Origin of the sequence: Phreatobacter sp. (genome assembly GCF_030691135.1) — a bacterium.
In the GTDB taxonomy this organism is placed as follows: Bacteria; Pseudomonadota; Alphaproteobacteria; order Rhizobiales; family Phreatobacteraceae; genus Phreatobacter.
The window spans coordinates 32189-46250 of sequence record NZ_JAUYFA010000107.1 but is presented as its reverse complement, the minus strand read 5'-3'; the positions used below and the strand labels follow the sequence as shown (position 1 = coordinate 46250).

Below are 14062 nucleotides of genomic sequence, written 5' to 3'. Positions count from 1 at the left end.
AGGCCGGGATCATGACGGCGGCTCACGGGTCGCCGTGATGCGGAACGCCTGGCCGTCCTGCCAGGCGACGGGCCGTCCCGTCAGCACCGACATCGCCGACAGCAGCGCGCGTCCGACGACGCGCGGCGCCAGCGCCAGGAGCGGCCCCCAGGCCCGCGCCCAGACCAGCCGGCCGAGCCTTTCGAGATCGTCCCGGCGCGCCTCGTCGGCCCGGCGGCCGAGCGCCGTGACGGCGGCGATGCGCCAGTCCGGCAGTTCTGCGGCGAGTGCGGTCGCGAGGGCGGCGCGGTCCGGCGCGGCGGCGGTGCTGCTGGCGGTCAGGATCAGGTCGAGGCGTTGCAGCCCGGCGGGAAGGTTCGCGGTCAGGCCGGGATCGTTCACCGCTCCACAGCGAACAAGGTGGTCGTTGGTTCCGTCGACCGCGGGGCCGGTCAGTCCGGCGTGGCGGGCGAGCCAGAGACGGCTGTCGTCGACGGCGACCGGGTGCCGGCGGAGGTCGGTGAGATCGCGTTCGAGCCTCGCGTCGATCTGCCAGGGCCAGCGCCGCCCGGCCCGTCCGTAGAGCAGGCGCCGCAGGGCCTCGCGCAGGCGCTCGCCGCGGCGCAGGGGCGCTTCGGTCCAGCCGGCGAGTTCGGCGGGTGGCGGCAGGCGCGCCGCCTCCGCCGCCTCGCGCCAGCGCCTGAGCCCGGTGCGCCAGTAGGGATGCTGGCGGATCAGCAGGGGCGGCGGCAGCGGTCCGGTCACGGCGGCGATGAAACGGTCGAGGGCGGCGACGGCGCCAGCCTCGGGCTGTGTTTCCGCCGGGCCGCTGCGGATCGTCACCAAGGTGTCGGCCTGGGCCCGCTGTGGCGCTGTCGACCATTGGGCCAGACCGGCCGTGATGGCAGCGGGATCATGGGGGCCGGGCCGGATGAAGCTCGCCTGCTGCGCGGGGTCGCCGAGTTCCAGCGCGAACCAGTCGGCGCTGTCGGACAGGGTCACGATCCGGGCCGCAGGTGCCCAGAGGTCGAAGAGCCCATAGTCGCAGAAGGCCTCGGCCACCAGCGGCTCCGGCCCCGGCCGGACGGCAAGCGGGAAGAGCTGCATCGAGCGCGAGATCACCAGACCGGGGCCAGCATGGTGGTAGAACTCATAGGCGCCCTCGGAGGTCAGGGCGTCCTGGTCGACGAAACAGGCCTGGGCCGTCGGGTGCGGGTGGGCGAGGGCGAGGCCGGCCAGCCGGGGCGCGGCGAGGGGCATGGCGCCGTCGGGATCCGCCGCCGGCAGGCGCGCCAGCACCGCATCGCTGTCGGTCCTCAGGCTCGGGGCGAGGACTATGTCGGCTTCTGGTACGACGGCGGCCAGCGCCGCGAGCGAGCCGTCGGCCAGGATGAAATCGGCGTTCAGGAAGGCGGCCATGGTGCCGGGGCCGCGGGCCTGCGCCATGCGCGCGCCGCGCACGAAGGCGAGCGTCAGCGTCACCGCGCTCATCGTGCCGGTGACGAGATCTTCGATGGCGCCGATCGTCACGGCATGGCTGGCGATCAGCCTCGCGCCGGCGGGATGGGCGGCGATCTCCTCGGCATCGCAGCCCCGGGTCAGCAGCACGACCGCGAGATCGCAGCGCGCGGCCAGGGCAGGCAGGTTGCCGGGCGAGAACCACGAGGGCAGAACATGGTCGAGCCAGGTCGCGACATGGCTCCGGCCCCAGACCGGCACGCAGAGGCTGAGCTTCGGCCGCGTGCTCAATCCTGCTGTCCCGACATCTGGAGCCGCGACGGGTCACGCGCGGCCCGCAGCCGCTGCATGGCGCGGGTCAGGAAGAGGCGCGGCAGCGACATCGGGCGAAGCGACAGGGTCAGCGCGGCCATGGCGGCCTGGCGGCCGACAACCGGCAGGCGCCCCAGCGCGGCGAGCCGCGTCTCGGCAACACCGGACAGGCGGGCGGCGAGCCCGGCATCGGGCAAAGCTAGCCGCGCGGCATTGAAGCTCGCCCGGCGAGCGAACATGTCGCCGTAACCGTCCGGATAGAGCCCGCTGCGATCGGCCTCGATGCGTCGTCTCGCTTCGGCGATATAGGCGATGGTCAGGTCGGCGTCGCGCGCCAGCGAGCGGCTGATGCCTTGCATCGAACGGTGCCATTCGCCGAGCACTTCCGGCACGAAGACGACGCCGTGGGCGAGGGCGATCCGCCGGACCAGGAAACTGTCGCAATAGGGACCGAGAGCGAGGTCATAGCCGCCTTCGGCCAGCATCGGCTCGCGGCGGGCGAGGCAGGCCACGCCGACGCAGAGATTGTCCGAACCGCGCAGCCAGTCCCTGAAGCCGGTCGGGTCGAGATAGGTGGCGCGCAGCGGCGCGGCCGCAGGGCGGATCGCCCGGCCCGTGCCCTCGTCGTCGATCACCAGCGCCTCGGCGCAGAACACCCCCGCCTCGGGGTGCCGGTCGAAGGCGGCGAGGGCGGTGGAAAACAGGGCGGGTTTCGCTGCGTCGTCGGCTGCGGCGGCGTAGACCAGGTCTCCGGTCGCCTGCGCGAGGCCGAGATTGAGGGCGCCGACCACGCCGCGATGCTCGGCCAGCGCCGTCAGCTTGAGCCCCGGCAGCCGGTCACGCCAGCTCTCGATGACGGCGATGCTGTCGTCGCTCGAGGCGTCGTCGATGACGATGATCTCGTCTGCGAGGCGCGACTGGCGCGCCAGAGCACCGAGCGCGCGGGGAAGAAAGTGCGCATGGTTGCGGTTGGGCAGGATGACTGAGATCGTCCTCGCCGGCCGCAGCGCGCCTGAAATCGACATTGTCAGGAGTCCGGCAGGGATACAGGCGACTGCCTTAGACGCCGCCGGCCGGCCCGACAATCTATTTCCGCCAGTCGGGCATCGGCATCAGGTGGGAGGGAGTGCTCACAACGCCTTCTCGGACGTGGCGGCATCGGTCGGCGCCCGCGGCTCCCCATGATGGCCGGGCTCCTCGGCCCTGGCCTCGCCGCCGGTGGTCACCAGCGCCGCGACCGGCATTCCGACGGGGGGGCCTAGACCGAGTTCCTTCGGGCGGGCGATCGCCTGGTCGAGCGACACGTCATCGGCCAAGGGCTCCGGCGAGATGGCCGCCGAATCCACCGCGACGGCCATGTCGGACAATGTACGCCGATGCCGATCGATCTGCGCGGCCTCGGCCGTCTTCGGTCGTTCAGTGACGAGATCCGTCGCAATCGCCGTCGGCGCGACGCTCATCCGCCCGAGCAGTTCAGGATGCAATGCGGCGAAGCTCGTGCTCAGCATGCTGCCGACGTAGCCGCCGTTCTCCACGACGATGCTGGTGAAGAGGCGTGCGGTGTCGGGGGCAACGAGCTTCTGCTGCGCAGTCGAGGGCCGCTTGCCGCTCGGTTTCAGCTGCGCCGCCGCTTCCGGATGGACTTCCCGCAGCATTTCGACCACGGCCGCGGTTATCTCCGCGGGCTCATTGTCGCGGATTTCGTAGTGGGTGCCGTCGAAATCGCGCTGGAACTGCGACCAGCCGGTGAAGGAGCGGTACATCTCCTCGATCGACAAATAGCGCCCCGCCTTATGGTCCCAGATCCGCTTGGGCACGAGCTTGTCGTGGGTGATCCAGTTGGGCGTGCCGATCGGCGACCAGTTGGTGAGGAGGCAGCGGACGCCGAACAGCGAAGGGACGAGGCTGTAGCCGGAATTGGTGCCGATCACGAAACGCGCTGCCGCGCACAGGAAGATGTCGAGATCCGGCCGCCGCATGTCCGACGTGGCGTAGTCGATGACCTCGGGGCGCGGCTTGAACGGCTTCATCGACGGATCGCCAAGCCTGACGACATAGCCCCCAGCCTGGATGATGGCGTCGACCGCCTCTCCGTAGCTGTCGATGTCGGCATTGCGCGTTCCTGGCATGGCGTTGTGCCAGTTGCCGTGGAACCCTGGCTCGCGCACATGCAGCCCGACGAACCATGCATCGCGCGGTAGTCCGTAAAGGCGCTCGAGCAGGATGCGGCGCTGGCGGGTTTCCTCTTCGGTGTAGGAGAGAGCCGGTCCGAGGCCCTGCGCCCGCGCCGCCGCGTCGATGGCGGCGCCTGCGGGACCGTACCAGGAGATCGATCCATCCAGATCCGGGGCGTACCAGAAATCCTCGGTATGCCCGATCACCACCTCGACGGCGCGCTCATAGTCGTAATTCGCACCGCCGGAGATCATCTTCCACTTGTACTCGATGGCGTCGCCGTCGATCTCGTGGACCTCGATGATGTGGCTCAACAGGCGAATGATCTCCATGCCGGCCGGTGGCTTGCGCCGCTGGTAGACGAGGACGGGTCGGATGTCGCCGTAGAGCCCCATCCGCATGGCCTGGATGAAGGTCCCCAGTGTCGCGACATGGCCGATGGCCATCAGCCATGTGTCGCCGAGAAAGCGGATGCGGCGGTCGAGGCCGGAATACTTGTTGCGCACGAGATCGCGCTGGTGGGCCACCAGCATCCAGTGCTTGCGCGCCTCGTTGTAGCGCCCGCACAGGAATTCGGTATTGGCGATCTGGTTGCGCAACAGCACGTCGTCGGGGCGGGAGCGCGCCGCTTCCTGATAGAGCAGCGATGCCGGGTTCGAGATGCCGAGGCCCAGGCAGTCATTGGCAATGTTGACGAGATCGTCGGCCGGCAGTCGGGGCAGCAGCGGCTGCATCTCGCGGTAGTCGAAATCCTTGATGTACAGCGCGACATTGACGACATGCCTGTAGAGATCAGTCACGTCGATATCCGTTCGCCCGCAGAGCCAGCGGACGAGTTTGCTCAGGTCGGTCGGGGTGAAGGTCTTGTAGTTCAGGTAATCGACGATCGCCTGGGCGACATGGAACCGAGAGTCACCGCCATGACCGAGGGCATCGCCGCACAGGATCAGTGCATCCTCCAGGCGGTTCCTGCCGAAGAAACGCCTCGCGCCGGCGACCAACTGATCTTCATGAGCGGTCCGGCAGTGTCGCCGAATCTGCTCTCTCAACCGGGTGAACTCATCGGTCATCCCGGCTTCAATCTGGTCAAGGCGGGAAACCGCCTCCAAAGCGGCGGTGCGTGCGGCCAGTGCGGCTCTGTGTTCGGCGTCCGTGAACACCACGCGCGAGCGCAGCAGGGCAAACACCCGCTCTGGCAGTGGGCCAAGAGTGCGCCTGACCGTGCTTCTCAGAAAACCCCGCATTGGCCGGCGCCCTTACCTGTCCGCGCGGCAGTGCCGGCGAAGTGACCAACAGCCGCGCGCCGCCCCCCAAAAGCCGTTGGGCAAGTAGCGAACCTTAAAGACGCTGCATTGCACCAATCAAGCACGGTGACTAAGGGTAATGCAAGAATATACCGATAAATCAGTTAAAAAGGATCGTGAACTCCATGCTGACCCGCGTGAGGTTGCCCTTATTCACCGACCCCACGTGCAACGTGTGGTAGTTGAAGAAGACGGGCTGACCTGCTGGACCCGGAAAACGGACGATGTCCAGGTCATCGGGATTGAAGCGGGGATTGAAGGCGAGCTTGTTACCGACCTGCTCGGCGTCGAAATCGAAGGTTCCCGTGTGGGACTCGGGAACGAGGCCGAGGCCGTTGCGGCCGGCGTCGACCACCAGACCGACCCAGCACTTGGCGCGCTTCTTTCCGGCCGGTACCGGCCAGTTGTTGTACTGCCAGAACCAGTCGTCCTTGTGCAGGAAGCCTACATCCTGGGCGACGTTCGGGCGCACGAAGCGGAATGAGATCTGCTCCCAGCCCACACCCTCCTCGTCGGACAGCGTGTAGTCGCCGAACATGTCGCGCACGGTGTCAAAGAGCGAGGTCTCGCGGATCGCCTTGACGTCCGCATCGGACAGGATGCGCCCGGCCTTGGAGAACATCTTGGCATGTTCGATCCGGTCGGCGACGGTATGGTACTGCTCGATCGAGGTGCCCGAGACGAGCTTGCCATGCTCGGGATCGATGGCGGCCGCATTGGTGGCGACCTTGCGGTGGAGGATGGATTTCACGTGGGCGAGTTCGTCGGCGGCCAGCGCCTTCGCCGTGCCGTAGCCGAGCGTGCCACCGAAATTGGCCTCGGTCCGCTCCCTGCCCTCGAAGGCATTGGCGGCATTGAGCACCGGGAAGTCATGGCCTTCAGCATCGCTGAACTTGTAATTTGGCAGCGCGGACATGCGACCCTCATTTTGAATGATTCAAGACAACACCGCCTGTCCGACAGTGTTTATCGCGCACGCCGGCTCTATGCACTATTCCGGCCAAGCTGGCAATCCGCGGAATCTTCTGCCCTGGAGCCTTTACTCGGACCAGGCGGTACCGCGATAGCGGGCCATCGATGCAAATTGCCGCTATGGCGACTGGCCTCGATGATGACGTCACTTGGCCGGCTCAACGACTGTTTCGCAACGGTTTCACTTCTTTGCGGTGACCATGGGAGAGCCGGACCCACGCGGTTGCCGGCGCCGGTGCGGCGGGCGCCGGGGGGTCGCCGAGAGCGACGCCGTGAGCGAATCAGTATCGTGCCGACCGGATCGAGCATCGTGGCGGGGGCCCAGGGGTCGATGAGCATGGCCGAGCCGTGCTCCCACGCCTTCGCCGGCTCGCTCCGGGAGGTTCAGGTATTAGCGGGACGCCGGGCCGACAGGGACCGTTCCAGCGTCGCGGCGATCTGTGCCTGCGAGGCTTTTTCGGCGAAGCTGATGAGGGTCTGTGGAGGCAGCCGCGGTGCGAGGGCCGTGACGAGATCGACGAGGTCGGAGAGCGTCGCCTCAAAGTGGAGGCGGAGTTCGCCGTCCATGGCGGCCGGGAACTTAAAATAGAGATCCCGCGCCATCTGGACCGCCGCTTGGTCCAGCCGCATGCCCGACGCGACGACGCTGCTGACGCAGAGACGGACAAAGAAGGGCAGGCAGCGTTCGACTTCGTCGGCGACCGATCGCATGTTGAACCACACTCGATCTCAGGCTCAAATGGAGGATGGGGCTTGACGCCGCAGTCCGGCTGGCCGGTGTTGTCTCACCGGGGCGAGGCAAAGGCAAGGACGGGGATGGTCATCGATGCAGGCGGCGCGGCCGCAACGCCGGAGCCGCTGGCGGGTCGAGTACAGCCCGCCGCCGGCCATGTTCTCTGCCTGATCAACGAGGCCTGGTTCTTCCGATCGCATTTCCTGCCCTGGGCTCTGGCGGCCCGGGCTGCGGGCTTCGACGTCAGCGTTCTCGGTGCCCCCGAAGCGGGTGCCGGCGGTACGGATGACGGCGGCGTCAGCTTCCTGCCGAGCAGCGCCAGGCGGGCCGGCTGGCGCCCGCAGGGTCTATGGGCGGCGGCGCGCGAACTCCGTGACCTGGCGGACAGGCTCGACGTGTCGGTCGTCCATGTCTTCGGACTGCACGGCATGGCGATCGCCGCTCTGGCGCGACTGGCCGGGCTGCGCCTGCCGCTCGTCGTCAGCGTCACGGGAACCGGCTTCCTGGCGACGACACGCGGGCCGGTGCGCTTCGCCGCCCGCGCCGGCGCCGCGCTGACGGCGCGGCTGCTCGATGCCGGCGGTCCCGTCTGGCTCTGCGAGAACCGCGACGATGCCGCGGTCCTGAGGCTCGGCCGGGCGAATCGCGAGGGGCGCGTCACCATATTGACCGGCGCCGGCGTCGATACCGCCCGGTTCGTGCCGGCGCCGCTGCCCGAGCGCCCGCCGCTCAAGCTGATCCTCGTTGCCCGCATGGTGCGCTCCAAGGGCGTCGACCTCGCGGTGGCTGCGGTGACGCGCGCGCGGGGCGGGGGGCTCGACGTCACCCTGTCCCTCGTCGGATCGCCCGATCCGGCCAATCCGCGGGCGCTCGGGGCGGAGGAACTCGCCGCCTTCGCGCGGACCGAAGGCGTCAGCCATCTCGGCCGTCGCTCCGACATCGAGCAGCTGCTGGGGACGCATCACGCCTTCATCCTGCCTTCACGCGGCGGCGAGGGGCTGCCGAAGGCGCTGCTGGAAGCGGCGGCTGCCGGGCGCCCCGCCATCGTCACGGATGTGCCGGGGTGCCGTGATTTCGTCGTCGACGGCGAAGGCGGCTTCGTCGTTCCCGCCGAGGATGTCGAGGCGCTGGCGGTCGCGATCGAGCGCGCGGGCCGCTCCGATCTCGCCGCCATGGGGGCGAAGGCAAGGGCGGCGGTGGAACGCAGCGCCACGGTCGCCCAGGTCTCGGCGGCGGTGGTCGAGGTCTATCGCCGGCTCGCCGGACGGGCGGGCGCGCCGATCACCTAGGCCTGCTTCTCCGAGCCGCCTTCCGACGCTTCCTTCAGCGGGATGACCCTGGCCGGGACGCGGAGGTCCGGCACCAGTTCGGCGATGATCTCGCGCGAGCGGACGTCGTCGCCACCCATGGCAGCCGTCTGCAGGCGCTTGAAGATCGGCTGCAACTGGGACAGCGTCGGAGCGCGGGCTTCCGCCGCAACGATCCCGCGAATGCCGATGTCGAGGCGCGGCTCGGTTTCCTCGAAGAGGATCTCCGACATCCGCTCGCCGGGGCGGCTGCCGGTATAGACGATGTCGACGCCCTTGCCGGGTTCGAAGCCCGCCAGCTTGATCATCCGCTCGGCGAGGTCGGCGATCCGTACCGGCTGCCCCATGTTGAGGACGAGGATGGCGGAGCGGCCGATGGACGTCGCCTCGGCGGTGATGCGGGCGGCGGTCCACAACAGGTCGGTCGATTCCCGCCGCGTCATGAAATAGCGGACCATGGCGGGGTCGGTGACGGTGACCGGGCCGCCGGCCTCGATCTGCGCCCGGAATCGCGGGACCACCGAACCGGCCGTGCCGAGCACATTGCCGAACCGGACGGCCACCAGCCGGGTCCGCGCCTTGGCGCTGTCGACACTCAGAAGCTGGGCGGCGTCGAGGGCCTGGATATACATCTCGGCGAGCCGCTTGGTCGCGCCGAGGATGGAGACGGGCTCGGTCGCCTTGTCCGTCGAGATCAGCACGAAGGCCGCGGCGCCCGCCGCGACCGCGGCGTCGGCCGTGTTCACCGTGCCCAGCACGTTGGTGCGCACGGCGTCGGAGACTTCGCGCTCGAGGTGCGGAACATGCTTGAGCGCTGCCGCGTGGAAGACGACGTCGGGCGCGAATTCCGCCATGAGGTTCATCAGGCGGGCCCGGTCGCGGATGTCGCAGAGACGGCCTTCGACCGGTGCGTCGCCCGGTCGCTTTTCGAGCTCGATCCGGTCGAGGACCGCATGAAGGGCCGCCTCGGAATGTTCGAGAACGAGCACGCCGGCGGCGCCGAACTGCGCACTGCGCGACACGAGCTCCGAACCGATCGAGCCGCCGCCGCCGGTCACGACGACCCGCTTGCCGCTGACGAAGGCCTTCAACGGCCCTTCCGCCACCTCGACCAGCGGGCGGATGAGGAGATCGTCGTCGATCACGGCGTGCAGGCGCAGCGGCTTGGCGAGGTCCATGGAATGGGCGACGTCGAGACGGATGGTCGGGATGCCCATCCGGCGGAAGGCGCCGATGACGTCCTCCATCAGCGGCCCTGTATGCAGGGCTTCCGGCGCGATGATCGCCCTCTGCAGCGTGATGCCGCGTTCGGCGGCCGTGCGGACGATGGTTTCGAGCTGATCCGTGGTTCCCCAGACCGGAACACCGCGCACGGCCTGGCCGGATTCCTGGCTGACGGGAGAGATGATGCCGAAAACGCGGATCGGGCCGGCGACCCCCGCCTCGACGGCGCGGATGACGGAATCGGCATCGGCGGCGCGGCCGATGACGACGGCGGAGAGAGGGTCGCGGTTATGGGCGGTCTGCCGCCGCCAGGCGCGATAGGCCCGGTACGCGATGCGCGGACCGCCGAGCAGAATGATCTGCACGCACCAGTAGATCGCCAGCGTGCGCCCGCCGAGCAACTTTGCCCCCTCGCCCAGACGCGGCGAGAGCATGTAGTCGGCCAGCAGCAGAACGGCGGTCAGGATACAGACGGCCTTGAAGATGCCGAAGAGGTCGAACAACGAGGCGAACCGCCAGCGCGCCGCATAGAGTGAGCAGGCGACATAGATCAGAAGGGCAAATGCAGCAAAGCCCAAGGCAATAAGCCACGGGTTTGCCGCAAGGTTATCAGGGATCGCCGGCTCGCCGCGCAGGCCCAGGGCCAACACGAGAGCAAGGAACGTCATCGCGAAATCGTGCAACATCACGCTCGCTTGCTTGGAGCGTGCGATCATCGACTGTTTTCGGGATTCTGCCCGCACCGGGATTGCCTTCAATGTTCGACGCCTGAGCGCAGGCTAAACCAATCGCGCGTTCGTGTCATTTCACAGTTTGCAACGATTAAACGATGGCATTCGAGGGGGATGTCCGGCGGGATCGGCGCGGCATGCCACTTTCCCGCGTCCGCCGCCGAACTGCAACCCTCTTCCGTGGCCGTTGCTCCGACGGCAGCGCCTCGTGCGGCGGCCGCGGCCGCCTCAGCGGCGCCCGACATCGCCGTTTGCGAGGCGCCTTTCCCAGGCATAGGCGGCCTCGACGATTTCGGTGAGGTCGTCATGCGACGGCGTCCAGCCGAGGCGGGTGCGGGCGCGCGTCGCATCCGCGACGACGGCGGCGGCATCGCCCGGCCTGCGCGGGGCATAGTCGGCACGGAAATCGACCTTGGTGACGGCGCGGACCGTGTCGATGACCTCCTTGACACTGTAGCCGTGACCATAGCCGCAATTGGCCACCATGCTCTCGCCACCGGCGCGCAGATGGGCGAGGGCGGCGAGATGGGCGCGCACCAGATCGGTGACGTGGATGTAGTCGCGCAGGCAGGTGCCGTCCGGCGTCGGATAGTCGGTGCCGAAGACGTCCATCTTCGCCCTCAGGCCGAGGGCGGTCTGCACCGCCACCTTGATGAGATGGGTGGCGTTCGGCGTCGACTGGCCGGTGCGGCCTTGCGGGTCGGCGCCGGCTACGTTGAAGTAGCGCAGCACGACATAGGTCAGGTCGTGGGCGGCGGCGGCGTCGCGCAGCATCCATTCGGTGATCAGCTTGGATGTCCCGTAGGGGCTCTCCGGCAGGGTCGGGACTTCCTCCTTCACCGGCATGACCTCCGGCGAGCCGTAGACCGCGGCCGTGGAGGAGAAGATGAAGCGCCGGACGCCGGTGGCGACGGCCGCCGCCATGACGGCGCGGGTCTTCACGGTGTTGGCGAGATAATAACCGAGCGGATCGGCGACCGAATCCGGCACGACGATGCGGGCGGCGAAATGGATGACGGCGTCGACCCCGTGCAGCCGCATCAGCGTCTCGACGAGGCCCTGGTCGCCCATGTCGCCGACGATCAGGGTGGCGCGCTGGTCGACGGCCCAGGCGAAGCCGGTGGACAGGTTGTCGAGCACGACGACGCTTTCGCCGGCATCGAGAAGTTCGAGAACCATGTGGCTGCCGATATAGCCGGCGCCGCCGGTGACGAGAACGGTCATGGCATTTCCCCGTGGGCGCGCCTCCGGCACGCCTGATGTCCCACGAGAGCGTTAGCGCAAAGAGGTCAAGAAAATCCCAAGGCGGCGATGGCGCGCCTATTCGGCGGCCTGAGCGGCGAACAGGCCCCAGGCGGCGTCGCGGGCTGTGTCGTCGCGCACCGTCCGCCCGACCGATCGATAGGTGAAGCCGGCCTGTGCCGCCGCGGCGGGGTCGAGCAGGTTGCGCAGGTCGACGAGGACCGGCGCCCGCATGATCCGGGCGGCGCTCTCGATGTCGAGCGCGGCGAATTCCGGCCATTCGGTGAGGATGACGGCGAGGTCGGCGCCAGCGAGCGCGGCCATGGTGCTGTCCGCCATGGCGACGCCGGGCAGCAGCGCGGCGGCATGGGCCATGCCGGCGGGATCATGGGCGACGATGCGGGCGCCCTGTTTCTGCAGTTGCGGCAGGATGACGAGCGAGGCGGCGGAGCGCATGTCGTCGGTGCCGGCCTTGAAGGTGAGGCCGAGGACGGCGATGGTCTTGCCCGCCACCGAGCCGCCGGCGGCGCGGACGATCTTGCGCACCATCTCGCCCTTGCGAGCGTCGTTGACGGCGACAGCGGTCTCGACCGAGCGCAGCGGCACGCCGTGGTCCTGCCCGGTCTTCATCAGGGCCAGCATGTCTTTCGGGAAGCAGGAGCCGCCGAAGCCCGGGCCGGCCTTGAGGAATCTCTCGCCGATCCGCGGGTCGAGCCCGATGCCGCGGGCGACATCCTCGACATCGGCGCCGATCTCCTCGCAGAGATTGGCGATCTCGTTGATGTAGGTGATCTTCAGCGCAAGGAAGGCGTTGGCGGCGTATTTGATGAGCTCGGACGCCCGCCGGTTGGTGACGACGAGCGGCGCGCCGGCCTCGGTCAGCGGTCGGTAGATCGCCGCCATCAGGGCTGCGGCGCGGGCATCGTCCGTGCCGACGACGATGCGGTCGGGCCGCATGAAGTCGGCGATCGCGACGCCTTCGCGCAGGAATTCCGGGTTCGACACGACGGCGACGTCGGCCGCCGGATCGAGGGCACGCACCAGCGCCTCGACCTCGTCGCCGGTGCCGACCGGCACGGTCGACTTCACGACGATGACGGTGAAGGCGGAGAGGCTGGCGGCAATCTCGCCGGCCGCCGCCATGACCTGCGCCATGTCGGCATGGCCGTCGGAAGGGCGGGGCGGGGTGCCGACGCAGATGAAGACGGCCGAAGCTCCCGGCACCGCCGCGGCGAGATCGGTGGTGAAGGCGAGCCTGCCGGCGGCGATCTCGCCTGCGACGAGAGCGGCGAGACCCGCCTCGTAGATCGGCATGAGGCCGGCGCGGATGCCGTCGATGCGGCCCTGGTCGCGATCAACCACCACGATCTCGTGGCCGATGGCGGCGAGACAGGCTCCTGTGACGAGGCCGACATAGCCGGCGCCGACGACGGTGATGCGCTTCGGGCGGTGCTGCATGGCGGGTGCCTCGCCGTGCGGAGACGGTGATTCCCGTCCGTCTCCGTTTCGCCCTCCGAAAAGCACCGCAAGGTGACAGGGGGACGACAGGGGCTGCCGCCTGGCCTCACGTCACCGGTGGCGGGTTGCGGGTCATCATGGTGCGGCGCTGGTGCCAGTAGGGATAGGCCGGCGGGATGGCACTGGCGGCGTCGAGGGCCGCGGTCTGTTCGGGCGTCAGTTTGAGCGTGCAGGCGGCGAGATTGTCGCGCAATTGCTGCTCGTTGCGGGCGCCGATGATGATGGAGGAGATCGTCGGGCGGGCGAGGAGCCAGGCGAGCGCCACCTGCGGGATGGAGCGGCCGACCTCGGCGGAGACCTTTTCCAGCGCGTCGGTGACGGCGAAGAGCCGATCCTCCGGCACGGGCCAGCTGGCATCGGTCGCCAGGCGGCTGTCCTGCGGCGGGCGCTTCGTCCGCCCGATCTTGCCGGAGAGCTTGGCTCCCGAGAGCGGCGACCAGACCAGCGTGCCGACATTCTGGTCGAGGCCGAGCGGCATCAGTTCCCATTCGAAGTCGCGCGCCACCAGGGTGTAGTAGGCCTGATGGATGACCGGCCGCGGCAGGCCGTGGCGGTCCGCCAGCGCCAGCATCTTCATCAGATGCCAGCCGGAATAGTTGGAGACGCCGAAATAGCGGATCTTGCCGGCGCGGATCAGCGCGTCGAGGGCGGCGAGCATCTCCTCGATGGGGGTGAGCGCGTCGAAGGCGTGCAGCTGGTAGAGGTCGACATAGTCGGTGCCGAGGCGCTTCAGGCTCGCTTCGCAGGAGGCCATGATCTTTGCACGCGAGGTGCCGATCTCGTTGGGACCGGGGCCCATGGGCATGCCGGTCTTGGTGGCGAGGATGACGGCGTCGCGGCGGCCCTTGATCGCCTGACCCAGGATCTCCTCCGACAGGCCGGCGGAATAGCCGTCGGCGGTGTCGAACATGGTGCAGCCGAGTTCGAGGCAGATGTCGACGAGGCGGGTGGCCTCGGCGACGTCGGTCGCGCCCCATTTGCGCAGGAATTCGCTGCCGCCGCCGAAGGTGGCGGTGCCGAGGGTCAGGGCGGGGATCTTGAGGCCGGAGCCTCCGAGCGTGCGGTAGTCCATGGCCTTGCCTCCGCGGGGCGATCGGGCGTCGCCGT

10 protein-coding genes are annotated in these 14062 nt (G+C 68.7%); 1 reads left to right on the top strand and 9 read right to left on the bottom strand.

The features are described 5' to 3' along the window. Window positions 1-9: 9 nt before the first annotated feature. The 5 genes from Q8O26_RS19485 to Q8O26_RS19465 form a co-directional block, all read right to left on the bottom strand. Window positions 10-1728 (bottom strand): hypothetical protein, encoded by a 1719-nt coding sequence (locus Q8O26_RS19485; protein ID WP_305578663.1) that lies wholly within the window; start codon window positions 1726-1728, stop codon window positions 10-12. Further along, entirely contained in the window at window positions 1725-2774 is a 1050-nt protein-coding gene (locus tag Q8O26_RS19480) for a glycosyltransferase (RefSeq protein WP_305578661.1), read from the bottom strand. Before Q8O26_RS19480 ends, Q8O26_RS19485 begins: the two co-directional genes overlap by 4 nt. 105 nt (window positions 2775-2879) lie before the next feature. Then, window positions 2880-5111, bottom strand: a complete 2232-nt coding sequence (locus tag Q8O26_RS19475; RefSeq protein ID WP_305578659.1) for a TIGR04372 family glycosyltransferase — start codon at window positions 5109-5111, stop codon at window positions 2880-2882. Window positions 5112-5328: 217 nt separating this feature from the next. Then, window positions 5329-6144: a phytanoyl-CoA dioxygenase family protein gene (locus Q8O26_RS19470; RefSeq protein WP_305578657.1), complete on the bottom strand. Its 816-nt coding sequence runs from the start codon at window positions 6142-6144 to the stop codon at window positions 5329-5331. Window positions 6145-6584: 440 nt separating this feature from the next. Continuing rightward, on the bottom strand, window positions 6585-6911 hold the full coding sequence (locus tag Q8O26_RS19465) for a hypothetical protein (protein WP_305578655.1): 327 nt from the start codon (window positions 6909-6911) through the stop codon (window positions 6585-6587). Window positions 6912-7016: 105 nt separating this feature from the next. Here Q8O26_RS19465 and Q8O26_RS19460 point away from each other — a divergent pair, with 105 nt between their 5' ends. Further along, complete coding sequence (locus tag Q8O26_RS19460; protein WP_305578653.1) at window positions 7017-8222, top strand: glycosyltransferase; 1206 nt, start codon at window positions 7017-7019, stop codon at window positions 8220-8222. Here Q8O26_RS19460 and Q8O26_RS19455 read toward each other — a convergent pair. From Q8O26_RS19455 to Q8O26_RS19440, 4 genes are all read right to left on the bottom strand, one after another. Beyond that, a complete protein-coding gene (locus Q8O26_RS19455) occupies window positions 8219-10042 on the bottom strand; it encodes an SDR family NAD(P)-dependent oxidoreductase (RefSeq protein ID WP_305578651.1) in 1824 nt (607 codons plus the stop codon). The two genes, Q8O26_RS19460 and Q8O26_RS19455, sit on opposite strands and share 4 nt — an antisense overlap. A gap of 381 nt (window positions 10043-10423) precedes the next feature. Continuing rightward, window positions 10424-11419 (bottom strand): UDP-glucose 4-epimerase GalE, encoded by a 996-nt coding sequence (galE, locus tag Q8O26_RS19450; RefSeq protein ID WP_305578649.1) that lies wholly within the window; start codon window positions 11417-11419, stop codon window positions 10424-10426. A gap of 96 nt (window positions 11420-11515) precedes the next feature. After that, on the bottom strand, window positions 11516-12895 hold the full coding sequence (locus tag Q8O26_RS19445) for a UDP-glucose/GDP-mannose dehydrogenase family protein (protein ID WP_305578647.1): 1380 nt from the start codon (window positions 12893-12895) through the stop codon (window positions 11516-11518). A 106-nt stretch (window positions 12896-13001) separates the two neighbouring features. Then, window positions 13002-14027, bottom strand: a complete 1026-nt coding sequence (locus tag Q8O26_RS19440; RefSeq protein ID WP_305578645.1) for an aldo/keto reductase — start codon at window positions 14025-14027, stop codon at window positions 13002-13004. Window positions 14028-14062 lie beyond the last annotated feature (35 nt).